The organism is Streptomyces sp. NRRL S-87 (genome assembly GCF_000719335.1).
Lineage (GTDB): Bacteria > Actinomycetota > Actinomycetes > Streptomycetales > Streptomycetaceae > Streptomyces.
The window spans coordinates 15,246-40,624 of record NZ_JOGB01000049.1 but is presented as its reverse complement, the minus strand read 5'-3'; the positions used below and the strand labels follow the sequence as shown (position 1 = coordinate 40,624).

Genomic DNA, 25,379 nt, shown 5'->3' with positions numbered 1-25,379 from the left:
GACCGCAGGATCGCTCAAGCGATCCTTGAGGTCCGCCCCTCTCCGCGCGCCGGCCGCCCGTGCGCGGCGGGTGCCGGGCCCGCCGCGGCGAGGTCGAGCAGCAGCGTCTTGACGTCGGTGGCCGCGACCGTGCCGGCGATGGCGCCGGGGGCGGAGCACAGCAGCACCGGCCCGTCGGCGGGGTCGGCGGGCAGCAGGCCGTGGCTGCCGCGCACCGGTGCCGGGTCCAGCGGCACCACGGCCATGCGGTAGCGCATGCCGAGCTTCTTGCGCGCCAGCGCCGTGGCGGCGGTCAGGCGTACGTACGGGTCCTCGGGGTCCGTGAACAGCTCGGCGGGGTCGTACCCGGGCTTGCGGTGGATCTCGACGAGCCGGGCGAAGTCGGGGGCGCGGTCGTCGTCGAGCCAGTAGTAGTACGTGAACCAGGCGTCGGGCTCGGCGAGTGCGACGAGTTCCCCGGAGCGGGGGTGGTCCAGGCCGTGGCTCCGCTTGCCCTCCTCGTCGAGCAGCCGCGCCAGGCCCGGCAGTCCGGTGAGGGCCTCGCGGACGGCGGGCAGGTCCTCGGGGCGGCGCACGTAGACGTGGGCGATCTGGTGGTCGGCGACGGCGAAGGCGCGCGAGGCGTGCGGGTCGAGGTACTCCATGCCGTCCTGGGTGTGGACCTCCAGGAGGCCGGCCCGGCGCAGCGCCCGGTTGACGTCGACGGGGCGGCGGGCGTTCGTGATGCCGTACTCGGAGAGGGCGACCACGGTGCGGCCCTGCGCGCGGGCGTCGGCCAGCAGCGGCGCCAGGGCGGCGTCGAGGTCCGCCGCGGCGCGGTGGGAGCGCGGGTCGTCGGGGCCGAAGCGCTGGAGGTCGTAGTCCAGGTGGGGCAGGTAGGCGAGGGTGAGGTCGGGGTCGCGGGTGGCCATGACGAGCCGGGTGGCGTCGATGATCCACCGCGAGGACGGCAGGCCGGCCCCGGGTCCCCAGTAGGTGAAGAGGGGGAAGGTGCCCAGGCGTTCGGTCAGTTCGCCGTGCAGGGCGGCGGGGCGGGTGTAGCAGTCGGGTTCCTTGCGGCCGTCGGCGTAGTAGACGGGGCGGGGCGTGACGGTCCAGTCCACGTCGGCGCCCATCGCGTACCACCAGCAGATGTTGGCGACGGTGTAGCCGGGGTGGCGGCGGCGGGCGGCGTCCCAGACCCGCTCCCCCTCGATGAGCCGGTGGCTCTGCCGCCACAGCAGCACCTCGCCGAGCTCGCGGAAGTACCAGCCGTTGCCGACGATGCCGTGCTCGGCGGGGGTGGTGCCGGTCAGGAACGTGGCCTGGACGGAGCAGGTGACGGCGGGCAGCACGGTCGAGAGGGCCGCCCGGGAGCCGTCCGCGGCGAGGGCGGCGAGGTGCGGCATGTGCGCCAGCAGGCGGGGCGTGAGGCCGACGACGTCCAGGACGAGGAGCGGGACGGGCCGCTCGGGCGCGGGGGCCGTCGGGGTGCCGGTGTCCGCCGGGGCGGCAGGGGCGGTGGTCATGGCAGCTCTTTCAGGCCGTGGGCCGTCAGCAGGTCGCGGGCGACGGCGAGTTCGGCGGCGATGCCGTCGGCGAGGTCGTCCGCGGTGTGCGGGCGCAGCGCGGGCGGCAGGGCCTGCCAGGTGTAGGTCTCCACCTCCAGGTGCCGGGTGAGCGGGCGCTCGCCGCCGACCAGGTGCTCCAGCGCCTCGTCCAGGACGGGCAGGGTGGCGGTCAGGGGCGCGGCGGGGGCCGCGTGCAGCGGTACGTGGAAGTGGGCGCGCCAGGGCCCGGTCTCGGGCAGCACCCCGCCGGCCAGCACGGGCCCGAGGTCGTCGGTGCCCCACAGCCCGTCGGCGGCGCGGGTGCGGGTCTGGTGCAGGAACCGGGGCTCGTCGAAGCCCGCGAGGGCCTCGCGCACCTCGGGCCGGTCGGGGTGCTCGGCGTGCAGGGCGGCCGACAGCTGGCTCTTGACGACCGGGACGCCGGCGGCGGCCAGGGCGGCGAGCGCGGGGCCCGGCTCCTCGAAGGAGGTGGCCAGGTGGCAGGTGTCCACGCAGACGCCGATCCGGTCGTGGCCGATCGCGCGCAGCGGCGCGATGGCGTCCGCGGTGGTCTCGACGGCGCAGCCGGGTTCGGGCTCCAGGGCGATGCGCACGGAGCGGCCGGTGGCCTCGGCGAGGTCGTCGAGGCGGTGGCCGAGCTCGGTCAGGGCGGCCCGGGCGCGGGCAGCGCGTTCGTCGTCGTACACGGTGCGCCAGGCCAGCGGGAGGGTGGAGACGGTGCCCTCGTCGGCGTCCTCCGGCAACAGGGCGGCGAGGATCCGGGCGAGGGCGAGGGTGTACGCGTACCGGTCGGGGTGGGCCCAGTCGGGGTGGTAGACGCGGTACTTGACCTGCTCGGCCCCGAAGCCCTGGTACGGGAAGCCGTTGAGGGTGACGACCTCCAGGCCCCGGCGGTCGAGCTCGGCGCGCAGGGCGGCGAGGGCGCGGGGGTCGGCGTCGAGGCTGCGGGCGGCGTCCACCGCCAGCCACAGCCCGATGCCGAGCCGCTCCCGGCCCAGCCGGCGGCGTACCGGCTCGCAGTACGCGCGCAGCTGGGCGAGGACGCCGTCGAGGGTCTCGGCGGGGTGCACGTTGGTGCAGTACGCGAGGTGGACGGTGGTGCCGTCGTGATGGCGGAAGCGCATGGGCTACACCCGGGCCGGGGCGGGGGCGGGCCGGCCGGCGGCGGACCCGGCCGCCTCGCGCGGGGGCGCGGCGGACGCGGCTCCCGCGGTGGCCTCCGGGGCGTCCTCCGGGGCGTCCTTCGGCGCGCCGCGCAGGATCGAGTTGCCCTCGTGGGTGGCGTCCGGGGCGGCCACCGGGGTGCCCGGCCCGAGCCGGCCGCTGAGCGCGTAGAAGGCCACGGGGTTGCGCCACAGCACCCGGTCCACGGTGTCCTCGTCGAATCCGGCCGCCAGCATCGCCTCGCCGACCTTCCGGGTCTTCAGCGGGTCGCTCCTGCCCCAGTCGGCGGCCGAGTTCACGAGCACCTTCTCCGGGCCGTACTCCTTCAGGACGGCGACCATGCGCTCCTCGTCCATCTTGGTGTCGGGGTAGACGGAGAAGCCGAGCCAGGCGCCGCTGTCCTTCGCCTCCTTGACGGTGGCCTCGTTCAGGTGGTCCAGCAGGGCGTGCCCGACGTCGAGGGCGGAGGCGCGCACCACGTCGATCGTGCGGCGCAGCCCCGCGAGCTTGTCGCGGTGCGGGGTGTGCACGAGGGCGGGCAGGCCGTGGTCGGCGGCGAGCTGGAGCTGGCGCTCCATGGCCGTGTCCTCGGCGGCCGTCATCGAGTCGTACCCGATCTCGCCGACCGCGACGACCTGGTCCTTGACGAGGAAGCGGTCCAGCTCGTCGAGGACCGGGGTGCACCGCGGGTCGTTGGCCTCCTTGGGGTTGAGCGCGATGGTGCAGTAGTGGGCGATGCCGTACTGGGCGGCGCGGAACGGCTCCCAGCCGAGGAGCGCGTCGAAGTAGTCGTAGAAGGACTCGGGCGACGTGCGGGGCTGGCCCAGCCAGAAGGACGGCTCGACGACGGCGCGCACCCCGGCGGCGGACATGGCCTCGTAGTCGTCGGTGGTGCGCGAGGTCATGTGGATGTGTGGGTCGAAGATGCGCACGTTACTGCTCCTCGGTCAGGGCAAGGGCGCGGCGCAGGTCGGCGGGGACCGTGCGGCCGGCGGCGGTGCGTTCGGCGGCGTAGTCGGTGAGCATGCGGGCCAGTTCGGCGTCGCCGCGGGCCCGGTCCGCCAGGGCGGCGACGGCGGCGAGGGGGACGCCGGTGAAGAGGCACTTGAGGACGGCGTGCCGCCAGGCGTGGGCCGTCAGGTGGCGGGCGGCGTACGGGCCGACGGCGGCGGCCACCAGACGGGTGTCGTTGGCGCGCAGCGCGTCCTCCACCAGCGGCACCCCGTGGGCGGGGTCGAGGTCGAGGTGCGGCAGGGCGCGCAGGACGGCGCGCCGCTCGGCGGCGGTGCCCTGGCGGTAGAGGCGGACGACGGTGTCGTCGGCGGGTCCGACGGCCAGCAGGAGCAGGATGCGGGCCTCGTCGGGGGCGCCGGTGCGGCGGCCGGCCTCGGCGAAGCGCCGCTCCCAGGCCGCGTCGGCGCGGGCGGCCGCCAGCCAGGCGCGGCCGTCGGCGTCGAGGGCGGCGGCGAGCGTTTCGGGCTCGGGGTGGCCGGCGCCGGTCGTGGGAGCGGGGGCGGTCATCGGGTGCCTCCGTTTCGCAGGAACCGCACCGAGCGCGCGGCGAGTTCGGGGCCGGCGTGGGAGTGGCGGGGCAGCTCGACCACGGTCAGCCCCTGGTAGCCGCAGTCGGCCAGGGCCGCCAGGACCGGCGGGAAGTCGATCTCGCCCTCGCCGAAGGGCAGGTGCTCGTGGACGCCGCGGCGCATGTCCTCGATCTGCACGTGCCGCAGCCAGGGCGCGGCCTCGCGCACGCAGTCGGCGGGGGACGCCGGCTCCAGGCACTGGCAGTGCCCGATGTCGAGGGTCAGGCCGAGCGGCGCCGGGCCGCCGAGGTCGGCGCGCAGCCGGTGGAAGTCGGCGAGGCTTTCGAGGAGGTGGCCGGGCTCGGGCTCGACGGCGAGCGGGACGCCGGCCTCCTCGGCGGCGTCGAGGACCACGCCGAGGCCGTCCGCGAGCCGCTTCCAGCCGTCGTCGGCGCTCTCGCCCGCCGGCAGGATCCCGCTGAAGCAGTGCACCGCGTGCGCACCGAGGTCGGCGGCGATCCGCACCGCCCGCACCAGCATCCGGATCCGGGACCAGCGGTCGTCGGCGTCGGCCTCGAGCAGGGTCGGGCCGTGCTTGCGGCGCGGGTCGAGCACGTAGCGGGCACCCGTCTCGACGGTGACCGCGAGCCCGAGTTCGCCGAGGCGGCGGGCGACGCGGGAGGTACGGGCGGCGACGTCGGGGGCGCAGGGGTCGAGGTGCATGTGGTCGAGGGTCAGCCCGACGCCGTCGTAGCCGAGGTCGGCGAGGAGGGCGAGGGCGTCCTCGAGGCGCAGGTCGGTGAGCCCGTTGGTGCCGTACCCGAGGCGGAGTCCGTGGGTCACGTGGTGCTCACCTTCCGCGCGAGCCGCGCGGCGACGGGCGCGAGCGCGACGGTGGCGACCCCGGCGAGGGGCGCCCCGGCGCCCGCCATGAGCGCCGCCTGGAGCGGGATCATCGCCCGGATGCCGCCTCCGACGGCCCGCTGGGTGAGCACGGGCGACGGGTTGAGCACGGCGTGCCCGAGCGGCTTCGCGAACCCGCGCCAGTACCCGGCCGCCATCCCGACCCGTACCAGGTCGCCGAGCCCGTAGCGGTCCGGCCGCCCGATGCCCCCGGACACCGGGGCGGCCACCGCCGGGCGGACCGCCGCACCCGGCCGACCGGCTCCGGCTCCGGCTCCGGCTCCGGCTCCGGCTCCGACGGACGGGGACGCGGCCGGCTCGGAGGCGGCCGGGGTCCGGCGCCCGTGCGGACCGCGGCCGAGGAGGGCGGCCAGCAGCGTGGTGGCGGCCAGCGCGGCGAGCGGGGCGGCGGTGGAGCCGCCCTCGGCCTCGCGGCGGGAGACCTGGGTGACGGCGTACGTGTGCCCGCCGAGCAGCAGCGCCGGGCGCAGGGCCGGACGTACGGTGCCCGCCGAGGCCGCCGCGCCGAGCAGCAGGTCCAGGGAGCGGGCGGCGGCCATGGCCGCGGGGCCCGCCGGGGTGTGCTTGAGCCTGACGTCGTAGGCCCACACGGTGACGGCCAGCGGCGCTGCGACGGCCAGCGCGGGCCTGCCGGCCCGGGCCGCCAGGGCGAGGCCCGCCGCGGTGAGCGCGCCGGCAGCGGCGAGGGCGGCGCCGGGCCGGACGCGCCCCGAGGGCAGCGGGCGGTGCGGGCGGGCGACGGCGTCCTCGTCGCGGTCGGCCCAGTCGTTGAGGGCCATCCCCGCCTCGTACAGGCACAGGGAGGCGGCGACGGCCAGACCGGTGCGGCGGCCGGGCCGTACCCCGGCGGCCGCCGCACCGGCGAGTGCGTCCCCGGGCACGGTGAACACGGCCGGCAGGCGGAGCAGTTCCGCCCACGCCCGCAGCCGGCCCGTCGGGGAGGGGCGGCCCGCCGGGGCGGCCGCCGGCCGGAACGCGGCCGCGGGTACGGCGGCCCGCCGGGTGCCGGCGTCCTCGGCGTCCGCCGGGACCGGGGCGGGCCGACCGCGGCGGACGGGAGCGGTCCCAGCGCCGCCCCCGTCCGCCGCGGCCGGCCCGAACCCCAGCCGCTCGGCCCACACCCGCACGTCGGCCGGGGCCGCGGCGGGGGCCGGGGCGGGGGCCGGGGCGGCCGCGGGGCCGGGGGCCGCCCAGGACCGCAGGCGCGCCCGGGCGGCCGCGCCGAGCCGGTCCGCCCAGGCGCGCGGCGCCGGGTGGAGGGCCCGGGGCCGGTGGCGGGCCGGGGCGGGGACGGTGGGGGCGGTCATCGCCGGGCCGCCGCGGATACGCCCGCCAGACGCCCGGCGAAGCCGAGCAGGGCCGCGTACTGCTCCGCCAGGGCGGCCGCGGAGTCGCCGTCCGGGTCCTTGAAGTAGAAGCCGAGTTCGGGGCGCGGGCCCGACAGCCCGAGCTCGTGGGCGCGGGCCACCAGCCGGGCCAGGTCCAGCACCAGCGGCGCGGCGAGCGCCGAGTCGCAGCCCTGCCAGATCGTCTGCAGCACCATCCGGGTGCCGAGGAACCCGTCGAAGGCCACGTGGTCCCAGGCCGTCTTCCAGTCGCCCAGCGCGGGCACGTCGTCGATGTGCACCTCGCCCTCCGGCGCGGTGCCGAGGTTGTCGGCGAGCACCCGCTCCTTGCCGGCGTTCTTCGCGGCCGCCGCGGCCGGGTCGGCCAGCGCCGCCCCGTCGCCGCCGCCCAGCAGGTTCGTACCGGACCAGGCCCGGACCTCCAGGGCCCGCTGGTGGAACATCGGCGCGAGCACGGCCCGCAGCAGCGTCTGCCCGGTCTTGCCGTCGCGCCCGGTGTACGGCAGGCCGGAGGAGCGCGCGGCCTCGGCGAGCACCCGGTGGTGCATGCCCACCGAGGGCGTGAAGTTCACGTAGCCGCAGCCGGCCTGCAGGGCGGCGGCCGCGTACTTGGTGCTGGCCGGCAGGACCTCCTCGTCCGCGACCGGCTCGGTGGTGGCGACGTTCACCACGACGACCCGGGCGACCCCCGTCTCGCGGGCGAACGCGCGGATGTCCCGGGCGAAGGACTTGATCAGCGTCTCGCAGTCGCGCTCCTCGCCCGGCACCGGCCCGCCGGGGCGGATCCGCTCGTCGGCGGCGGCCAGTTCGGCGCGCACCGCGTCGGGCAGCCAGTGCGGCAGCACGCCCTGCCCGGCGAGCTCCTCCGCGCGCTTGGGCAGCGGGGTGGTCACGACGTCGTGGCCGCCGAACACCAGGGAGGACAGCGGCGGCAGGCCGGTCCCGGCGAAGGCCTCGGTCTCGGTGACCAGGCCGGTGGGGGCCACCAGCCCGGCGGAGACGGCGGCGCAGCCCGCCACGACCGTGGTGGCGACAGAGCCGCGGGCCCCGACCAGCCACACACCGGTCCGGGCACCGGCAACGGGGGTCTCGGTGTGAAGGGACACGGACAGCCTCCAGGGACGGACGTCGTACTGCGCACGGGGATGCCAGGCCAAGGATGCCGAGTGCTCCGTCCCGAACGGCCCCCGCTCCGGCCCGAGTCGAGCGGCCGCCGAGCCGCTCCCAGCCGGAGGCCGACCCGCACGGCGCACGGCATCCGTGCGACGCCCCCGGTGCGTACGACGTCCTGCACGACCGCCCTGCGACGGCCCGCACCGTCCCCGTACGAAGGCCCGCACCGTCCCCGTACGAAGATCCGCACCGTCCCCGTGCGACGGGCGCGCGCCCCCCCCGGCAACGGCCCGCACGGTCCCCGTACGAGCCCGCGCGGGCGGCCCGGGACGGCCGACGGCCCCGCCGGTCCGGGGACCGGCGGGGCCGTCGGGCCGCGTGCCGGACGGCGGCGGCTCCGGCGCGCAGGCGTCAGTAGCGCACGCGCACCAGCTTGCCGTCGCCGCTCACGGAGTTGATGGTCACGTAGGTGCGGCCCCACGGGTCGACCTCGAGCCCGGTCGGCGTGGTGAGCTGGTCACCCGTGTTGATCTCGGTGACCTGCTTGGTGTCCGTGTCGATCTTGGCGAGGTAGCCCGGCGTCGGCCCGGTCGGCCCGAAGCCGCGGGTGTAGGACAGCGCGAGCAGGTTGCCGTCCGGCGTGACCTCGAGGTCGATCAGGTTGGTCAGCCCGGTGACGAGCAGCTCCGGCTTCCGGCCCGGCTCGATCTTGAAGATGCGGGCGGCACCCGGGCGCATGCCGGGCATGTCGGCGACGTAGACCGTGCCGGTCCACCGGTCCTTGGCGATGCCGGTCGGGACGCCCTCGACGCTCTGGCCGTTGACCTCGGCCTTCGGCCACACGGCCACGGTGGAGGTGGTGCCGTCCTGCCTGGCGCGCACGACCGTGTTGGCGCCGGCGTCGGTGAAGAGGTAGTCCGAGCCGCTGCGGACGAAGGCCCACGGGTTGGCGTGGATCTCGGCGCCGTCGGGGTTCAGCCGGGTCTCGTGGTCGACGAGGTCGACGAGGACCTTGCCGTCGCGCGTGCGGAAGAGGGTGCCCAGGGTGTTCGAGCCGGCGCCGAGCGCGGCGCGGGACTCGTTGGTGCCGCCGAGGTTGCTCAGGACGGTGTAGCCGCCGGCCGGGTCCGGCACGGCCTGGACCGGACCGGAGGCGATGACGGGCGTGCCGGGGGCGGCGCCGACGGCGGTGGAGGCGAGGCCCGACACGACGCGGCCCTTGAAGCCGCCCTTGACCTTGTAGATGGCGCCGGTGGTGCCCAGGCACTTCTCGCCCGCGGCGCAGCCCGGCTTGCCCGCGCCGGACTCGGCGACGAGCAGGGAGCCGTCCCAGGTGTAGGTGATGTCGCGCGGGTTGGCCAGGCCGGTGGCGATGACCTCGAGGGTCGCCTCGGGGGTGCCCTCCGCGTGCGCCGGCGCGGCGATCAGCGGGGCGGCGGCGACGGCCGCGGCGGCCGCCGCCAGGGCCGCCTTCTTCCAGTTCTTGCCTGACGTCATTTCTCTCCCTCGCCGTGTGTCGCGCGCTCCCCCCTTTTTCTCGGGAGCAGGCTCGAAACCTGCGCCACAGTAAGCGAGAAATTCGGGCCGCAGAACCGTGGAATTCCCGGGGGGACGGAAAGGCGAGCAGAACTCCAGGGGCGCACGAGCGGCGGATCCCGGCTCCAGGTATGCCCGAGTCGCGTTCCAGGGCCGGTCCATCGGATTTCCTTACCGTGGCGGGACGGGTCCCTTCCGGCGGTTGGGACAGAATTCGCGCTTTCTGCCATGGAGGAAAGACATGCCCGCTTTGCCGCCCCCCGAAGTCGTCCGCGCCGCGGAGAAGACCCGGGCGGATCTGCAGAAGCAGGTCCGGGAGCTGGCCCCGCCCCCGTTCGCGCTGCTCGAGCTGGCCATGGGCTCCATGGTGACCCAGGCCCTGTACGCCGCCGCCGAACTGCGTGTGGCCGAGGCCCTGCAGGCCGGTCCGCGGGCGATCGAGGACCTGGCGGCGGAGGTGGGCGCGGACGCCGAGGCGCTCGGCCGGGTGCTGCGCCTGCTCGCCTCCCAGGGCGTGTTCACCCGCCAGGACGACGGCCTGTGGGCGCTGACGCCGATGGCCGACGCGCTGCGCGCCGACCACCCCGTGACGATGCGCGACATCTGTGTGCTGATGGGCCACCCGACGCACTGGGACGACTGGAACGGCTTCCTGGACGCGGTGCGGACCGGCGAGCCGAGCCTGCCGAAGCGGCGCGGCATGGGCGCCTTCGAATACCTCATGCAGAACCCGGAATACGGTGCGGTGTTCATCGGCGGAATGGGGAACATGTCCGCCACCGAGACCGCGCCGGTCGTGGCCGCGTACGACTTCTCGCAGTTCGGCACGGTCCTGGACTTCTGTGGCGCCAACGGCGCGCTGCTGGCCGGCATCCTCAACAGCGCGCCGGAGACCAGGGGCATCCTCTCGGACCCGCGCGTCGCCGGGAACGGCGCCGCGGAGTTCCTGGCGTCGCAGGGCGTCGCGGACCGCGTGACCCTGGCCGACGGCGACCTGTTCGAGCCGATGCCGTCGGGCGCGGACGCCTACGTCCTCAAGCACATCGTGCACGACTGGCCGGAGGAGCAGGCGCTGCAGATCCTCCGGAACGTGCGCGCCGCGATCAAGCCGGGCGGCAAGCTGCTGCTGGTCGAGATGGTGGTCCCGGAGGAGGGCGACGCGCCGCACTCCGGCAAGCTCGTCGACCTGTGGCTGCTGCTGCTCGTGGGCGGCAAGGAGCGCACCCGGTCGCAGTACGCGGAGCTGGTGGCGAAGGCCGGCTTCAAGCTGGAGCGGGTCGTGGAGACCGCCGCGGCCGTGTCGGTCGTCGAGGCCGTCGCGGTCTGACGCACCGCCCCCGAGCGGCCCCGGTTCCGTGTTTCCCCCGACGCGGAGCCGGGGCTTTCCGCGTGCCCGCCCCGGGTACGTCGCCCCCGCCCGCCCCGGGTACGTCGCCCCGCGCGCCCCGTGTACGCCGCCGCGCCCGCCCCGCGCCCGCGCCCCGCGCCGCGCGCCCCGCGGTGGGACGGAATGCCGGTGCCGCGGCCGCGCACGCCGCAGCCCCCGCCCCGCCGTCCGTCGGCGGGGCGGGGGCTGCGGTGCCCCTGAGGAGGTCAGGCGGAAGCCGCTCCCAGCCACCGCTCCAGCGCGGCCGCGAGTCCCCGCTCGGGCTCCCCCGCCCAGGCCACGTACCCGTCGGGGCGGACCAGCAGCGCGGGCACGCCGGCCAGTACGTCCGGGCCGTCGACCGGCTTGGCGGCCACGGTGTGCACGTCGAGGCGGCCCTGCCAGCCGGCCGCCGTACGGCGCACGTCGGCGTCGTCGGCGAAGTCGAGCAGCACCGCCCGGCCCGGGTGCAGCAGCCGCGCGATGCGCTGCTCGCCGTCGGCGCCGACCAGCAGCCGCGGCGGCATCCGGCGGCCGACCAGCGGGTGGGCGTCCTCGCCGGTGCCGAAGTCGTAGCGGATGTCGAGGTGGCTGACCGCGCCGGCCAGGTGCCGCTTGACGTCGTCGTACCGGACCAGCTCGGCGAACAGCTCGCGCAGCGGGTCCGACTCCGCGCCGCCGAGGAAGACGATCCCCTGGGCACGGGTGTTGGCCAGCAGGCGGCGGCCGACGGGCCACCGCTCGGCGTGGTAGGTGTCCAGCAGCGCCTCCGGGGCGTCGCCGCGGACCACGGCCGCCAGCTTCCAGCCGAGGTTGGCCGCGTCCTGCACGCCGGTGCTCAGGCCCTGGCCGCCGGCCGGCAGGTGGATGTGCGCCGCGTCGCCGGCCACGAACACCCGGCCCCGCCGGTACTCGGAGGCCTGCCGGGTGGCGTTGGTGAAGGAGGACACCCAGTCGGCGCCGCCGTGCGAGATGTCCTCGCCGGTGATGGACTTCCAGGCCTCCGCGACCTCCTCGAAGGTGACGGTCCGCTCGCGGTCGTGGGCGGGGGTGCCGTCGGGGCAGACGATGATCCGGTCCACGCCCTCGGCGAGCGGGGCGGCCATCACCATGCCGTTGTTGAGGCGCTCGCCGAGGAACCGCGGCCGCAGGGAGCAGCCGGTGACGTCGGCGAGGTACATGCCCTGGGTGGCGTCGGTGCCGGGGAACTCGAAGCCGGCCGCCCTGCGGACGCGGCTGGCGCCGCCGTCGGCACCCACCAGGTAGGCGGCGCGCAGCCGCTGCTCCTCGCCCTCGGGCGTACGGACGGTGATCTCGGCGTGGTCCCCGTCGAGGAAGCCGTCGGCGAGGGAGACGAACTCCCAGCCGCGCCGGATGTCGGCGCCGAGCTCGACGGCCCAGCCCTCCAGCACGGCCTCGGTCTCCCCCTGCGGGATGCCGCGGGCGCCGAAGTGGGCGTCCTCGAGGACGGTGAAGTCGAACTGGGCCCCGCCGAAGTGCCCCACGGGGCTGGTGGCGAGGGTCTCGCCCTGGCCGAACCGGGGCAGCAGCCCGCGCTCGTCGAACACCTCCATGGCACGGGCGGTGAAGCCCAGGCCACGGGACTGACCGGTCGGCGCCGCCAGCTTCTCGATCACGACGACGCGGGCTCCGCCCAGGCGCAGCTCGCCGGCGAGCATCAGGCCGGTCGGGCCGGCGCCGACGACGATGACGTCGGTGTCCGCCGCTGTCCCTTCCATGGGTTGTCCTTCCTGGCAGTGGGGATCACTGGGGACTGGCTTGTGTGTGGGTGTGCGGGGGGGTGTGGAGGTAGGGGTGCGGACGTACGCGTGGGCACGCACGGGTGGGACGCGCTCGTGGGGGTACGTGGGGCTGTACGCGTGAGGGCGTGCTCGTGGGACGCGTACGCGTCCCCGGTCCGGGTGGGCGCCCGGCCGGCGTCCGGTGAACGGCCGGGCGCCCGGACCCGGACCCGGCCCTCAGGGGGTCGGTTGGCGGGCCGGTCCGAACCAGCGCTCGAGTGCTTCGACCAGCCCGCCCTCGTCCCGGCCCACCCAGGCCACGTGGCCGTCGGGCCGTACGAGCAGGGCCCCCGGCTCACCGGGGAGCGAGCCGGGCTCGGGGTCGCCGGCGACCGCGGTGACCCGGTCGGTCCAGCCGTCGGGCACCCGTACGCCGGTCCCGGCCAGGTCGAGCAGCAGGCCGCCGCGGGCCCGCAGCAGCACGGCGGTGCTGCCGCGCTCGCGCCCGCCGGACCGCACGACGGTGTGCGGCAGCCGGGCACCGAGCAGCGGGTGGGCGGGGCCGGGCACCGGGTAGCGCACGTCGAGCGCGCTGATCATCCCGGCCAGGTGGGCCCGTGCCTCCTCCAGCCCGATGAGCTCGACCACGAGCGCGCGCAGCGGCTCCACCTCGGGGCCGCCGAGCAGCAGCAGGGCCTGGGCCTGGATGTTCGCCAGGACCCGGCGGCCGACCGCGTGCCGCTCCTCGTGGTAGGTGTCGAGGAGGCTCTCGGGAGCCAGCCCGCGCACGGTGAGCGCGAGCTTCCAGCCGAGGTTGAAGGCGTCCTGGAGGCCGAGGTTGAGGGCCTGGCCGCCGACCGGCATCTGCCGGTGGGCGGCGTCCCCCGCGAACAGGACGCGCCCGTGCCGGTAGGAGGCGAGCTGCCGGGAGGTGTCGCCGAAGGAGTTCACCCACAGCGGGGTACCGCCGCTGATGTCCTCTCCGGTGACCCGCTTCCAGACGGTGGCGACCTCCTCGAACGAGGCGTCCGCGGTGCGCGGGCGGGCCGTCGAGCCGAACTCGTGGACCATGACGCGGGTGATGCCCTTGTCGTTGCGCCACGCGATGGCCAGCCCCCGCTCCAGGCGCTGGAAGCGCCGGTCGGGGATGTCGATGCCCTCGACGTCGGCCCGCAGCAGCTCCCGGCCGGCGTCGTGGCCGGGGAAGTCCACCCCGGTCAGCCGCCGTACGGTGCTGTCCTCGCCGTCGCAGGCGACGAGGTAGCGGGCGCGCAGCCGCAGGACTCCGTCCCGTCCGACGGCCTCGGCCTCGACGTGCTCGCCGACCTCGCCGACGGCGACCAGTTCGTGGCCGCACCGGATGTCGACGCCGCGCGAGATCGCCCACTCCTCCAGGACCGCCTCGGTCTTGGTCTGCGGCACCTTCCACTGGCCCGGGTGGGTGCTGGGCAGGCTGAGGTCGAGCGGGAGACCGCCGAAGTGGCCGCGCGGCTCGTTGGGCGGCGTGCCGATGTCGGGCAGCAGCTCCCGCGCGTCGAGGATCTCCATGGTGCGGGCGTGCAGCGTGGAGGCCCGGGACTCGGTGGAGGGGGCCCTGCGCTTCTCGACCACGACCACGTCCACGCCGCCGCGGGCGAGTTCGGCGGCGAGCATCAGGCCGACGGGGCCGGCCCCGACGACCAGGACCTCGGTGTCGAGCCGGTCCGGGCGGCCCGCGCCGCCCGGTGCCGGTCCGCCACCGCCCGCTGCAAGGTCGGGCGCCATGTTCAGGAGGCCTTCGACTCGGCGTAGGCCTTCGCGTGCGCGAGGGTGGCGCAGCTGTTGGTGGACAGCGCCGTGTGCACGTACGCGCGGGCGTCGGCCACGGTGGCCTCGTCCCCGAGGATGCGCGCGATGTTCTCCGTGTTGAGGGTGACGGTGTGCTGCGAGGAGGCGGCGACACCCTCCTCGTTCTCGACGAAGGTCCACTCGCCGGTGTGCAGGGTCATCAGCGCCGGCAGGGTGACCTGCTTGTAGGCGATCTTGTCGTGGGGGAAGACGACCCGGTACGACTTGGTGGTGTGCACCGAGCCGTCCTTGGCGCGGGTGTCCATCTCCAGCTCCTGCAGGCCCGGGGTGTCCTCCGCGAGGCGCACCACGGCCACGTGCGGGAGCCGCTCGGCCCACAGCTGGGCCTCGTTGATGAAGTCGAACACGTCCTTGGCGGAGCCCGCGACCTGGACGGTGTCGGTGAACGAGAAGGTCAGCTCCTCGGTCTCCGCGGCGTGCGCCGCCTCGACGTTGACCTTGAGGGCGGCCAGCTCGGAGGTGCTGTTCTTGTCCACCGCCCGCTCGATCCACAGCAGGTCGTGCGGGTCGTCGTTGATGGCGCTGTAGTCGTGCAGCAGCCGGACGCGGGACTCCGCCTCGCCGAGCGGCTCGATGATCCAGGTGCCGCCCATGTGCTTGACGGGCTCCGCCGGGACCTCCTGGCGGAAGGTGATGCGCAGGCCCTCCTGGTCCAGGGTGCGGCGCGAGGTCCAGTTCTTCGGCTGGCCGTTGGCGGTCGCCCAGATCCGGATCTTCTCCTCGGCGCCCTCGGCCTCGACCCGGTCCACGTGGATGGTGGGCGGGAAGATGCGCGGCCAGTTGGTCACGTCCGCGAGCAACTGGTACACGGCGGCGGCCGGGGCCCCGATGGTGATCTCGTGCTCGACCTCACGCGTGGTCATGGCGGGTTCTCCTCAAGTGGTGTTCGGTGGGCGCGTGGGGGCGGGCCCTGCTAGAAGTTGCCGAGGCCGCCGCAGACGTTGAGCGCCTGGGACGTGATGGAGGCGGCGGTGTCCGAAGCCAGGTAGCCGACCAGTCCGGCGACCTCCTCCGGGGTGGAGTAGCGGCCGAGCGGGATCTTCGCCTGGAACTTCTCGAGGATGGCGTCCTCGGAGGTGTCGTAGGCGGCCGCGTAGCCCTGGCGCACGCGCTGGGCCATCGGCGTCTCGACGTAGCCGGGGCAGACCGCGTTGACGGTGATGCCGGTCGGGGCCAGCTCGTTGCCGAGGGCCTTGGTGAAGCCGACGACGCCGTGCTTGGAGGCCGAGTACGGGGCGCCGAGGACCACGCCCTGCTTGCCCGCGGTGGAGGCGATGTTGATGATCCGGCCGCGGTCCTTGGCACGCATCCCGCCGACCGTCAGGGCGGCGCGGGTGACGCGGAAGACGCTGTTGAGGTTGGTGTCGATCACGTCGTCCCACAGCTCGTCCGCGATGTCGGCGGTGGGGCCGCCGCCGGAGCGGCCGGCGTTGTTGACGACGACGTCGACGGAGCCGAAGCGGTCGACCGCGCCCTGGACCCAGGCGTCGACGGACGCGGTGTCGCGGACGTCGACGACCCCGCCGTCCACGTCCAGGCCCTCGGCCTGGAGCTCCTTGACGGTCTCGGCGATGTTGTCGGCGTTGCGGGCGCCGACGTACACCTGGTGGCCCTGCTGGGCCAGCAGTCGCGCCGAGGCGAGGCCGATGCCGCTGGTGCCGCCCGTGACGAGGGCGACCCGGGTGGTGGTGTGCTGCGTCATGTCCGGATCTCCTCAGGCGGCCGGGGCCGGAACGAGCTGGGTGTTGACGACCTCTATGAAGGCCCGCGGGGTGTTGGCGTCGTTGACGGCCTCCTCGTCGAGGGAGATGCCGTACTCGCGCTCGATGAGGCTGCCGGCCTCCAGCAGCGCGAGGGACTCGTAGCCGAGCACGTCGAACTCGGTGTCGAGGATGTCGCCGTCCAGGTCGACGCCCTCGGCCACACCCGCGGCCTCCTGCAGGATGCGCTTGAGGTCGTCGAGCGTGAACGCCTTGGTGGCCATGGTGGAAGTCCTTTTCATCCGTGAGCTGGTGTGGGTTCGGTGGGCGCGTGCGGCGCCGCGCCGCCGGCCGCGCGGGCGACGGGACCCGGGCGGCCGGTCGGCGGCACGGCTAGTCGGCGGCGCGGACGACCATGGCGGAGTTGAAGCCGCCGCTGCCGCGGGCCAGGACGAGGGCGGTGCGCACCTCGGCCTTGCGCGGCTGGCCGAGGACCAGGTCCAGCGGGTAGTCCGGACACGGGTCGACGTGCACGGTCGGCGGGATGACCCCGTCGCGGATCGAGAAGAACGCTGCGGCCAGGTCCAGCGGCGAGGCTCCCGAGTACAGGCGGCCCGTCATGGTCTTGGGCACGGTCACCGGGACGGCGCGCGGTCCGAAGACGGCGCTGATCGCCTCGGCCTCGATCCGGTCCAGGGTCGGGTCTCCGGCACCGTCGGCGAAGACCACGTCCACGTCGCTGGAGGGCACCCCGGCGTCGGCCAGCGCGATCTGGATCGCCTTGCGCAGGCCCGGCTCGCGGCCGCTGCCCGGCTTGGGGTCGATCGTCGCGCCGTAGCCTGCGATCTCGCCGTAGATGTGCGCGCCGCGGGCGCGGGCCGCGTCGGCGTCCTCGGCGATGAGGATCGCGCCGCCCTCGCCGGGGACGTAGCCGCGGGCCTCGCGGTCGAAGGGCAGGTAGGCGCGGGTGGGCTCGTCGCTGGTGCTGAGCTTGCCCGTGGACAGCTGCGCCACCCAGCCCCAGGTGCAGACCGAGGCGTCGATGCCGCCGGTGACGATCAGCGAGGTGCCCTTGCGGATCTGGCGGCGGGCCTGGGCGACCGCGTCGAGACCGCCGGCACCCTCGCTGACGACGACGCCGGCGGGGCCCTTCATCCCGTTGCGGATCGAGATCTGGCCGCTGTTGACGGCGTAGAACCAGGCGAAGGACTGGTACGCCGAGACGTACTGGCTGCCGCGGGCCCACAGGCTCTGCAGCTCGCCCTGGCCGAACTCGAAGCCGCCGGCCGCGGACGCCGTGATGACGCCCATGTCGAACTCGGGCTGCTCCTTGGGGTCGACGCCCGCGTCCGCCAGTGCCCAGTCCGTGGCCACCAGCGCGAGCCGGGTGACCCGGTCGGTCTGCGGCAGCAGGCGGCTGGGCAGGTGGTCCTCGGCGACGAAGCCGGGGATCTCGCCGGCCAGCTTGGCCGGGTAGCCGGCCGGGTCGAAGCGGGTGATCCGGCCGATGCCGTTCTTCGCGCCCAGGGTCGCGTTCCAGTAGTCCTCGGCACCGAGCCCGTTGGGGGAGGCGATGCCCAGGCCGGTGACCACCACCGACGTGGTCATACGAGGCTCCTTTCGGGACTGGCCAGCACCATGGCGCTCTGGAAGCCGCCGAATCCGCTGCCGACCGTGAGGACCGCGTCGACGAGCTGGTCGCGCGCGGTGACGGGGACGTAGTCGAGGTCGCACTCGGGGTCGGGCGTGGTGAGGTTGGCCGTCGGGGGCACGACGTCGTACTCCATGGCCAGCGCCGACGCGGCGATCTCGATGGAACCGATGGCGCCGAGCGAGTGCCCGACCATCGACTTGATGGAGCTGACCGGCGTGCGGTACGCGTGGTCGCCGAGGCTCCGCTTGAACGCGGCCGTCTCGTGGCGGTCGTTCTGCTTGGTCCCCGAGCCGTGCGCGTTGATGTAGTCGATGGCCTCGGGGTTGAGCCGGGCCTCGGCGAGCGCGAGGTTGATCGCCTCGGACATCTCGACGCCGTCGGGCCGCAGGCCCGTCATGTGGTACGCGTTGGAGCGGGTGGCGTAGCCGGCGATCTCCGCGTAGATGTGGGCGCCGCGCTTCTTGGCGCTCTCCAGCTCCTCCAGGACGAAGAAGGCGGTGCCCTCGCCCAGGACGAAGCCGTTGCGGGTGCCGTCGAAGGGCCGGGAGGCGCGCTCGGGCTCGTCGAACCGCGGGGTGGTCGCCTTGATCGCGTCGAAGCAGGCCATGGTGATCGGCGAGATCGGCGCGTCGGACGAACCGGCGATCACCACGTCGGCGGTGCCCTCGCGCACCAGCTCGATGGCGTAGCCCACCGAGTCGATGCCGGAGGTGCAGCCGGTGGAGACCACGGTGGAGGGGCCCTCGGCACCGACGGCCCAGGCGACCTCGGCCGCGAAGGAGCTCGGCACCATGTAGTCGTACAGGTGCGGCACCGCGTAGGCGTGGTCGACCAGGTCGAGCCGGCCGCCGTCGGAGACGACCCGGTACTCCTGGTCGAGGCCCATCGTGGCGCCGACGGCGCTGCCGACGGTGACGCCGATGCGGTGCGGGTCGTACCCGGCGAGGTCGATGCCGCTGTCGGCGACCGCACCGCGCGAGGCGACGACCGCGAACTGCGCGGCCCGGTCCAGGCGGCGCACCTCCTGCGGGGTCAGGCCGTGCGCGTGCGGGTCGAAGTCGACCTCGGCGGCCACCCGGGAGCGGAACTGCGCCGGGTCGAAGAACGTGATGCCGCGCGTGGCCGTACGGCCCTCGCTCAGCAGGTTCCAGAACTTCTCCTTGCCGACACCGCCGGGCGCGATCACCTCGATTCCGGTGATGACTACGCGTCGCCGGTTCACGCCTTCGCCTCCCAGTTGTAGAAGCGCTGCGCCATGGCGTCGGCCGGCGAGCGCCAGGTCTTGGGGTCGTAGGCCTCGATGAAGGGCTTGAGGTCCTCGCTGATCTGGACGAAGCGCGAATCGGACTTCGCCTGCTCGATCAGCTCGCCCCCGTTGTCCTCGTCGAAGTCCTGGAGGTGGAAGTACAGGCCCCGGTACGAGAACAGCTGGCGGCGGCGCGTCCCCATCCTGTGAGGCATTTCCGTCGCGTCGAAGTCGGAGAACAGCTTGGCCACATCGGTGGCGGATGCCGCTGCCATCCGGGCGACAATCAGCGTGCTGTGCATACGGTGTAGCTCCTCAGCGGTTGCGTGGGAGGGGATCGCGGTCAGGCCGAGGCCTTGGGATTCCGTGGCCGAAAGTGCATTCGCCAGCCACCTCGACGGTCCCGCATGCCGATAGGGCCACGCCCGGAGGATTCTCGAATTCCACCGGAGCGGGACGGCGCGGCGCCCGCCGAACGCTTCGGCGGAAGGGTTCGTGCACGCGGCCGGGCCCCGGGGCGTACGCGGTACGCGGCGGCGCGGGCGGGTGCGCGGGACGCCCGGCCCCCGAAGCGGGGAGCCGGGCGTCCGGGGCGTGTGCGGCAGCGGCGTGTGCCGGCGGTCGCGCCGTGGCCGGCGCGCCGGATCACTCGCCGGCAGCGCGGGTGTGCACCACCTTGTAGGTGTTGGTGGTCGGGGCGCCCTCGATCACGGCGCGGAGCCGGCCCACGGCGGCCTTGCGGGCCTCGGAGTGCTGCTCCGGGTCCTGGTCGCGGAAGGCCTCGAAGGCCTCCTTGCTGTCCCACTGCGAGTACGTGACGACGAAGGTGCCGTCGAGGCCGCGGGCCCGCAGGCCCTTGAGCACGACGTTCGACCGGAAGCCCGGGAAGTCCTTGATGAACTCCTGGCCGGCGCCCAGGGCGTCGACGGCCTCGTCCTGCCCGTCGGCGGTGACCGTGAAGACGGTGATGCTGGTGTAGTCGTCGCGGTGCGGGCCGATCTCGACCTTGCCGCCGAGCTCGTCGGAGGTCAGCACGTAGACGACCTCGTTCTGCAGGAGCCGGATCGAGGTGGTGATCTCGGAGAAGACCGGCATGGTGCGGTGCTTGAACTCGTCGCCCTCGTAGCGCTTCTCCAGGTCCTCGCCGCTGCGCCACTGGATGAAGTTCGCGGTGCCCGGCGCGTCGACGCCGGCGTGGACGGTCGAGGACATCCAGCCCTCGTACGTCGCCGCGTTGACGATCTTCGTCATCTCCTCGATCAGCTTGTCCTGGTTCTCGGGCTTGTCGGTCGTGAAGAGGTTGAGGACGGTGAGGTGGTTGTCCTCGACGGAGATGAAAGGCATTCTTCTTCGCTTCCTTTGAAAAGTGGGACGAGACCGGACGGAGCGCGCTTACTTGGCGGGACCGAACCAGTGGGAGAGGGCGTCGGTGAGGCCTTCGGAGCCGGTGCCGAGGGGCGCGACCCAGGCCACGTAGCCGTCGGGGCGGACGAGGATGGCGTCCACCGGTGCGGCGCAGTCGGGGTGGTCGGCGCGGAGCACGTCGACGCGGTCGGCCCAGCCGGCGGCCGCGTCGCGCAGGCCGAGGCCGTCGCCGAGTTCCAGGACCACGGCCCGCCCCGCCGCCAGCAGCGCGAAGGCGGAGGTCTTCTCCCCGTCGACGACCAGCTCGCGGTCGGGCAGGCGGCGGCCGAGCAGGGGGTGTTCGCCCGGGACCGTCGCGTGGCGGATGTCCAGGCCGGTCACCATGCCGACCAGGTGGCGGCGGACCGACTCGTGGTTCTCGACCAGTTCGGTGAAGACCTCGCGCAGCGGGGTGATGTCGTCCCCGCCGAGGTAGAGGATGCGCTGGGCGAGCGTGTTGGTCAGGATGCGGGCGCCGACCGGGTGGCGCTCGGCGTGGTAGGTGTCGAGCAGGCCCTCGGGGGCCTGGCCCTTGACGTCCAGGGCCAGCTTCCAGCCGAGGTTGACCGCGTCCTGGACGCCCGCGCTCATGCCCTGCGCGCCGATGGGCAGGTGGATGTGCGCGGCGTCGCCGGCCAGGAAGATCCGGCCGCGCCGGTACTCGGCCGCCTGGCGGGAGTTGTCGGTGGTGGAGCTGACCCACAGCGGGGTGGCGCCGGAGATGTCCTCGCCGGTCAGGCGCTGCCAGGCCTCGACGACCTCGTCGAAGGTGATCGGTCCGTCGGCGGTGCGCAGCGGCTGGGCACTGTCGAAGTAGATGACGCGGGCGCGGTCCGGCCCCATGGGGATGACCATGACCATGCCGCCGGGGACGCGCTCGCCGCTGAAGCGCGGGCGCAGCTGGACACCGGCGACGTCCGCGAAGCGCAGCTCGATGGCCGGCTCGGTACCGGGGAAGTCGATGCCGGCGAGCTTGCGCACGGCGCTGCGGGCCCCGTCGGCGCCCACGACGTGGCGGGCGCGCAGGGTCACGGTGCCGTCCGGGGTCACGCCGGTCACGGTGACGCCGTCCGCGTCCTGCTCCAGACCGACGACGTCGACACCGCGGCGGACCTCGGCGCCCAGCTCCCGGGCCCAGCCGCCGAGGACGCCCTCGGTACGGGCCTGCGGGATGCCGCGGGCGCCGTACGACCCGCCCTCCAGCACCTGGTAGTCGAGCGGAACGCCGCCGAAGTGGCCGACGGGAATGACACCGACCTCACCGAAACGGGATATCAGGCCGCGCTGAGCGAATTCCTCGATGGTACGCGCCGAGAATCCGAGGGCGCGGGATTCTCGAATGGGCTCCGCGAGCTTGTCAAGGACCACGACGGAGACTCCGTTGAGCCTCAATTCGCCCGCGAGCATGAGTCCGGTGGGACCGGCTCCCACGACAACGACGTCCGTATCAAAGGTGCTCATCTGCCCTCTTCCCACTGGTGTGCGCCCAGTATCGCGAGGGCCGGATCAGGGCGTAAATAGCGAGCTGTACAGGCCTTTGAAAAGCAATGACAGAAAAAGGTCCGCTACGTCAGATCTTTGTCAGGCGGGGTTGCCCGCACGGGTACGCGCGGGCGCATTCTCGGGCATGACCTCCACTCACACCCCCGCCGGTTCCGCCACCGGCGCCGCGGCGGAGACCGCGGCGGAGTCCCGGGCCCTCGTCGCGTCCCTGTTCGACCGCTACCTGCTCTCGCTCGACGACGAGGAACTCGACGACGCCTGGGCCGCGGAGCTCTTCACCCCGGACGCCGTCGTCGCCTTCCCGCCGATGAGCCGCCACCAGGGCGCCGAGGGCATGGCGGAGTTCCACCGCACCGCCCTCTCGGCCTTCGCCGCCACCCAGCACCTGGGCTCCCCCGCCCTGGTCGTCCTCGACGGCGACCGGGCGACGCTGCGGGCCAACATGCTGTCCACGCACGTGCACCACCCCTACCACGCCCGCCCGCAGGGCGACCTGCCCCCGCTGTTCGCCACCGGCACGTTCGTCGACGGCGAGGCCCGGCTGACCCCCGAGGGCTGGCGGCTGACGCTGCTGTCCTTCCGCCTGCTGTGGGCGGACGGCACCCCGCCCCCGAAGGGCGCGTGAGGCCCGGGGGCCGGGGCGCCCGGGGAGGGGACGGAACGCGACGCGCGCGGCGGCGCCGGGAGGAGGCTCCCGGCGCCGCCGCGCGCGTGCTGTCCGCGGGCCGCGTCCGGGACCCGGTCAGGCGTTGAGGCTGAGCACCCGGTCCACCTCGATCTCGATGACCACCCGGCCGGGCGGGTTCGGCGGCGCCGACCAGTACCGCTCGGTGTACCGCCGGACGCCCTCGGCCACCCGCGCCGGGTCCGACACGACGGTGCCGGTGCCCTCCAGCGTGACCCAGGTGAACCCGTGCACCTGGCACAGCGCGACCCGGCCGCCCGGGGCCGCGAGCAGGTTCCTGGCCTTGCGCGAGGACGCCACCGTCATGACCCGGACGAGGCCGGCGGCCGCGTCCCAGGTGAACCGTACGGGCGCCATGTGGAGCGTCCCGTCGGGCCGGACGGTGGTGAGCGCGGCCACGTGCTGGGGGGCGGCGAGGAACTCCTCGACCGAGGCGGACACCTCGGGTCCGCGGCCCTGCTTCGACAGCGACATCGTGCGGGTCATCCTTTCCTCTGAGCTCATCGGGGCCTGGGGGTGTCCGGCCGCCTTGGGGGGTGTCCGGCCGGTCAGGGCCGGGCCCGGCTCGTCGCGCCCCACGCCGAGGACCGCCCGGGCCTCACGGCGAGGACCGCCCGGGCCTCACGGCGAAGACCAGGAGAAGGGCGACCAGGCCGAGGCGGGCACCCGGGAGGACGCGTCGTGGTGGGCGGCCCCCGCCACCGCGGTGACGGCGCCGGCCCCCTCGGCGGCGCCCGACCGGGCGGCGACCACGGCCGGCGGCGCAGCCGTCGGAGTCCGGCCCCGCACGATGCGCCACGCGACCCGGCGCAGCCGGGCGGTGGCCACGCGCAGGGCCACGACGGCCTGTTCCACCGGCGGGAGGGCCGGGTACGCGCCGCCCGCCGGGTACGCCCCGCCGACCGGATGCCCGGTCCCGGACGGCCGGTCCGCAGCGCCCGGGTGCGCCGCACGGGCCTGGAAGGCCGGGTACGCCCTGCCCGCCTGGAACGCCGCGTACGCCGGCCGGGTCACCGGCCCGCGTCCGGCGCCGTGCAGCGCCTCCCGCGGCAGGAAGACGAGGTGGCCGACGAACGCCTCCGCCGGCGGGGACAGCTGGGACATCGGCTAGTCGATGCCGCGGACGAAGGTGAAGGACTCGGCGTTGTCCTCGTCGTCCGCCCCGGCCAGCCACAGCGGCGGGGCCGTGCCCACGGGGACCAGCCCGAAAACGGCCGTCTCGATCTCGCGATGCTCCTCGGTGTACATGGGACACATGGGCGACTCCTTCACGGTGTGGTCGCCCACGCTGTCAAGATCTGCTCGACATCGGCTCGACAGCGGCTCGCCCGCCGATCGAGTGCGTCCGCAGGCGGGCGCCCGTCTCGGCGGCCGGGCGGCGCCGCACGGCGATCCGCGGCAGCGCGTGGCCGGCGAGCTCGGCGAGCACCTCGGCGACCGTGGTCCGCTCGTCCGTGCGCGGCAGCACCGTCAGCAGGCGCACGCAGTGCCCGACCAGCCGACGCGCGTCGGCGGCCGAGATCCGGGCCCGGTCGTGCAGCGCGCTCAGGGTCAGCCCGCCGTCCGGCTCGCGGTGCGCGAACAGGGCCACCGGGAACGCGGTGTGCACCCCGCTCGCCCTCGGCGGGTCCACCCGTACGCCGCCGGCGGCCAGCTCGGTACGCGCCTCCGGCTCCCGGTGCGGCGCGCTCTCGACCGCGACGATGCTCTCCAGCAGCCGGCCGCCGCGGGTGGCGCGGCCGGTCCACTCGTGGATCTGGCCGGCCGAGACCCACTCGTACGCGGCCATGTCGAGGGCCCGGTCGCGCAGCCCGGTCAGCAGCTGCAGGAACCGCACCCCCGGATCGACCTGCACCGACATCGGCAGGCAGTTGCGCAGCGGGCCCGGCAGCCGCTCGACGGCGTCCAGGGCGATCCCGCGCCCCGAGACGGTCACGCCGAAGCCGACCTGCGCGGGACCGGACGCCCCCGTGGCGCGGTAGAGCAGCAGCGCCCACACGGCCTGCAGCGCGGTGGAGTCGGGCAGCGCCTGGGCGGCGGCCCAGCGGTGCAGCCGGTCGGCCTCGACGGCGGTCAGGCGCGCCTCGGCGCGCCCGCAGCCGCTCTCGAGGGTGTCGGGTCCCGGCGCGGCGGGCAGCACGGCGGGGGTCCCGGCCGGCACGGTCCGGGTCCAGAACTCCCGGGCGGGGCCCGGGTCCTGGCGGCTGAGCCACAGGGACCAGTCCCGCAGGTCGGGGCGCCGCTCCTGGCCCGGCAGGGCGCCGCCGGCCAGGTACGCCCGGTAGAACTCGTCGATGAGGACGAACACGCTCCAGGCGTCGAGCAGCCCGTGGTGGAAGGTGATCAGCACCCGGGTGACGCCCGCGTCCGGCTCCCGGTCCGCGCCGCGGGGCAGACCGGGGCCCTCGGCGGGGGCGCCGGGCCCGGCGGGCCCGCCGTCGGCCGGCTCGTCCAGCAGCGTGACGCGCAGCGGGCCGGGGCGGCGCAGGTCGAACCCGCGCAGCCGGTCGCGTTCGACGAGCTCGTCCCAGCCGACGCTGCCGGCCGGGTGCCGCACGACCTCCGCGGCGGCCCGCTCGTGCAGCACCACGTGCGGCTCGGGGTCCCAGGCGAACGCGGCACGCAGGACCGTCTCCCGGTCGACCACCGACTGCCAGGCGGCCGTGAACCGCTCCGCGTCCAGCGGCCCGCGCCAGCGCCAGGAGACCTGCTCGACGTGCCGGCCGGTGCCGCGGTGCTCGAACGAGTCCAGCAGCAGGTCGTGCTGCTGCCAGGTCACCGACAGGCCGGGCGGCTGCACGGGGCGGCCGGCCCGCGGAGGCGGGGAGGCGGCGGCCCCGGCGGCGGAGGCACCGTGGCCGTCTCGTCCCTGCTCCGCGCCCGGGCGGCTGGGCATCGCCATGTCCGCCTCCTCTGGCGCTCGTCCCGTACGGGCCGAGCCGGCCGTTCGACCGGGGCCCGGGGAGCAGCCGGCCCCGGAGGGCGCGGAACTCCCGGGCCTACCGTGGCGCACCCCGCTGCCGGACCGCTGACGGATCGCTGACACGGCTAGGACTTCGCCGCAGAACCGCCGGA

Annotated in this window: 24 protein-coding genes; 2 read left to right on the top strand and 22 right to left on the bottom strand. The window is 75.0% G+C overall.

Translation table 11 applies throughout. From position 1 onward, the window contains the following. Window positions 1-14 precede the first annotated feature (14 nt). The 8 genes from IF43_RS0126650 to IF43_RS0126615 all read right to left on the bottom strand — a co-directional run bounded on the left by IF43_RS0126650 (window position 15) and on the right by IF43_RS0126615 (window position 9,117). Entirely contained in the window at window positions 15-1,508 is a 1,494-nt protein-coding gene (locus IF43_RS0126650) for a nucleotide pyrophosphatase/phosphodiesterase family protein (RefSeq protein WP_078910477.1), read from the bottom strand. Next, window positions 1,505-2,674: a metabolite traffic protein EboE gene (gene eboE, locus IF43_RS0126645; RefSeq protein ID WP_030205729.1), complete on the bottom strand. Its 1,170-nt coding sequence runs from the start codon at window positions 2,672-2,674 to the stop codon at window positions 1,505-1,507. The genes IF43_RS0126650 and eboE overlap by 4 nt, the downstream gene beginning before the upstream one ends. Window positions 2,675-2,677: 3 nt before the next feature. Next, the gene (locus IF43_RS0126640) at window positions 2,678-3,646 is read right to left on the bottom strand and encodes a TatD family hydrolase (protein WP_051796204.1); all 969 of its coding nucleotides are present in this window, start codon (window positions 3,644-3,646) and stop codon (window positions 2,678-2,680) included. A gap of 1 nt (window position 3,647) precedes the next feature. Then, a complete protein-coding gene (locus tag IF43_RS0126635) occupies window positions 3,648-4,235 on the bottom strand; it encodes an EboA domain-containing protein (protein WP_030205719.1) in 588 nt (195 codons plus the stop codon). After that, window positions 4,232-5,080, bottom strand: a complete 849-nt coding sequence (locus tag IF43_RS0126630) for a sugar phosphate isomerase/epimerase (RefSeq protein WP_030205717.1) — start codon at window positions 5,078-5,080, stop codon at window positions 4,232-4,234. Before IF43_RS0126630 ends, IF43_RS0126635 begins: the two co-directional genes overlap by 4 nt. After that, entirely contained in the window at window positions 5,077-6,468 is a 1,392-nt protein-coding gene (locus IF43_RS0126625; RefSeq protein WP_078910476.1) for an SCO3242 family prenyltransferase, read from the bottom strand. Before IF43_RS0126625 ends, IF43_RS0126630 begins: the two co-directional genes overlap by 4 nt. Beyond that, window positions 6,465-7,613 (bottom strand): inositol-3-phosphate synthase, encoded by a 1,149-nt coding sequence (locus IF43_RS0126620; RefSeq protein WP_030205712.1) that lies wholly within the window; start codon window positions 7,611-7,613, stop codon window positions 6,465-6,467. The genes IF43_RS0126625 and IF43_RS0126620 overlap by 4 nt, the downstream gene beginning before the upstream one ends. A gap of 418 nt (window positions 7,614-8,031) precedes the next feature. Next, entirely contained in the window at window positions 8,032-9,117 is a 1,086-nt protein-coding gene (locus IF43_RS0126615; RefSeq protein ID WP_030205709.1) for a ScyD/ScyE family protein, read from the bottom strand. Window positions 9,118-9,397: 280 nt separating this feature from the next. Here IF43_RS0126615 and IF43_RS0126610 point away from each other — a divergent pair, with 280 nt between their 5' ends. Beyond that, window positions 9,398-10,483, top strand: coding sequence for a methyltransferase (locus IF43_RS0126610; protein WP_078910475.1), 1,086 nt, complete (start codon window positions 9,398-9,400; stop codon window positions 10,481-10,483). A 266-nt stretch (window positions 10,484-10,749) separates the two neighbouring features. Here the strand turns inward: IF43_RS0126610 and IF43_RS0126605 are convergent, their stop codons facing one another. The 10 genes from IF43_RS0126605 to IF43_RS0126560 all read right to left on the bottom strand — a co-directional run bounded on the left by IF43_RS0126605 (window position 10,750) and on the right by IF43_RS0126560 (window position 21,577). Next, complete coding sequence (locus IF43_RS0126605) at window positions 10,750-12,261, bottom strand: FAD-dependent monooxygenase (protein WP_030205704.1); 1,512 nt, start codon at window positions 12,259-12,261, stop codon at window positions 10,750-10,752. 240 nt (window positions 12,262-12,501) lie between these two features. Further along, entirely contained in the window at window positions 12,502-14,028 is a 1,527-nt protein-coding gene (locus IF43_RS0126600; protein ID WP_078910474.1) for an FAD-dependent oxidoreductase, read from the bottom strand. 2 nt (window positions 14,029-14,030) lie between these two features. Beyond that, the gene (locus IF43_RS0126595) at window positions 14,031-14,975 is read right to left on the bottom strand and encodes an aromatase/cyclase (RefSeq protein ID WP_030205695.1); all 945 of its coding nucleotides are present in this window, start codon (window positions 14,973-14,975) and stop codon (window positions 14,031-14,033) included. Window positions 14,976-15,025: 50 nt separating this feature from the next. After that, window positions 15,026-15,814: a 3-oxoacyl-ACP reductase FabG gene (gene fabG / locus IF43_RS0126590; protein WP_030205692.1), complete on the bottom strand. Its 789-nt coding sequence runs from the start codon at window positions 15,812-15,814 to the stop codon at window positions 15,026-15,028. A 12-nt stretch (window positions 15,815-15,826) separates the two neighbouring features. Next, complete coding sequence (locus IF43_RS0126585) at window positions 15,827-16,096, bottom strand: acyl carrier protein (protein ID WP_030205690.1); 270 nt, start codon at window positions 16,094-16,096, stop codon at window positions 15,827-15,829. 109 nt (window positions 16,097-16,205) lie between these two features. Further along, a complete protein-coding gene (locus IF43_RS0126580; RefSeq protein WP_030205687.1) occupies window positions 16,206-17,420 on the bottom strand; it encodes a ketosynthase chain-length factor in 1,215 nt (404 codons plus the stop codon). Beyond that, a complete protein-coding gene (locus tag IF43_RS0126575) occupies window positions 17,417-18,688 on the bottom strand; it encodes a beta-ketoacyl synthase (RefSeq protein WP_030205685.1) in 1,272 nt (423 codons plus the stop codon). The genes IF43_RS0126580 and IF43_RS0126575 overlap by 4 nt, the downstream gene beginning before the upstream one ends. Then, window positions 18,685-19,014, bottom strand: coding sequence for a TcmI family type II polyketide cyclase (locus IF43_RS0126570; protein WP_030205682.1), 330 nt, complete (start codon window positions 19,012-19,014; stop codon window positions 18,685-18,687). Before IF43_RS0126570 ends, IF43_RS0126575 begins: the two co-directional genes overlap by 4 nt. 343 nt (window positions 19,015-19,357) lie before the next feature. Further along, a complete protein-coding gene (locus IF43_RS0126565) occupies window positions 19,358-20,056 on the bottom strand; it encodes an antibiotic biosynthesis monooxygenase (RefSeq protein WP_030205679.1) in 699 nt (232 codons plus the stop codon). A 48-nt stretch (window positions 20,057-20,104) separates the two neighbouring features. Continuing rightward, window positions 20,105-21,577: an FAD-dependent monooxygenase gene (locus IF43_RS0126560; protein WP_030205673.1), complete on the bottom strand. Its 1,473-nt coding sequence runs from the start codon at window positions 21,575-21,577 to the stop codon at window positions 20,105-20,107. 166 nt (window positions 21,578-21,743) lie between these two features. Here IF43_RS0126560 and IF43_RS0126555 point away from each other — a divergent pair, with 166 nt between their 5' ends. Next, window positions 21,744-22,244: a nuclear transport factor 2 family protein gene (locus IF43_RS0126555; RefSeq protein ID WP_037890166.1), complete on the top strand. Its 501-nt coding sequence runs from the start codon at window positions 21,744-21,746 to the stop codon at window positions 22,242-22,244. 117 nt (window positions 22,245-22,361) lie between these two features. Here the strand turns inward: IF43_RS0126555 and IF43_RS0126550 are convergent, their stop codons facing one another. The 4 genes from IF43_RS0126550 to IF43_RS0126535 form a co-directional block, all read right to left on the bottom strand. Further along, window positions 22,362-22,790, bottom strand: a complete 429-nt coding sequence (locus tag IF43_RS0126550) for a pyridoxamine 5'-phosphate oxidase family protein (RefSeq protein ID WP_234332547.1) — start codon at window positions 22,788-22,790, stop codon at window positions 22,362-22,364. 135 nt (window positions 22,791-22,925) lie between these two features. Continuing rightward, on the bottom strand, window positions 22,926-23,408 hold the full coding sequence (locus tag IF43_RS0126545; protein WP_030205666.1) for a hypothetical protein: 483 nt from the start codon (window positions 23,406-23,408) through the stop codon (window positions 22,926-22,928). A 3-nt stretch (window positions 23,409-23,411) separates the two neighbouring features. Beyond that, window positions 23,412-23,561 carry a hypothetical protein gene (locus tag IF43_RS41810; protein ID WP_158939503.1) on the bottom strand — a complete coding sequence of 50 codons (150 nt, stop codon included), beginning with the start codon at window positions 23,559-23,561 and terminating at the stop codon, window positions 23,412-23,414. A 34-nt stretch (window positions 23,562-23,595) separates the two neighbouring features. Continuing rightward, window positions 23,596-25,206, bottom strand: coding sequence for a condensation domain-containing protein (locus IF43_RS0126535; RefSeq protein WP_051796201.1), 1,611 nt, complete (start codon window positions 25,204-25,206; stop codon window positions 23,596-23,598). Between the last annotated feature and the right edge of the window lie 173 nt (window positions 25,207-25,379).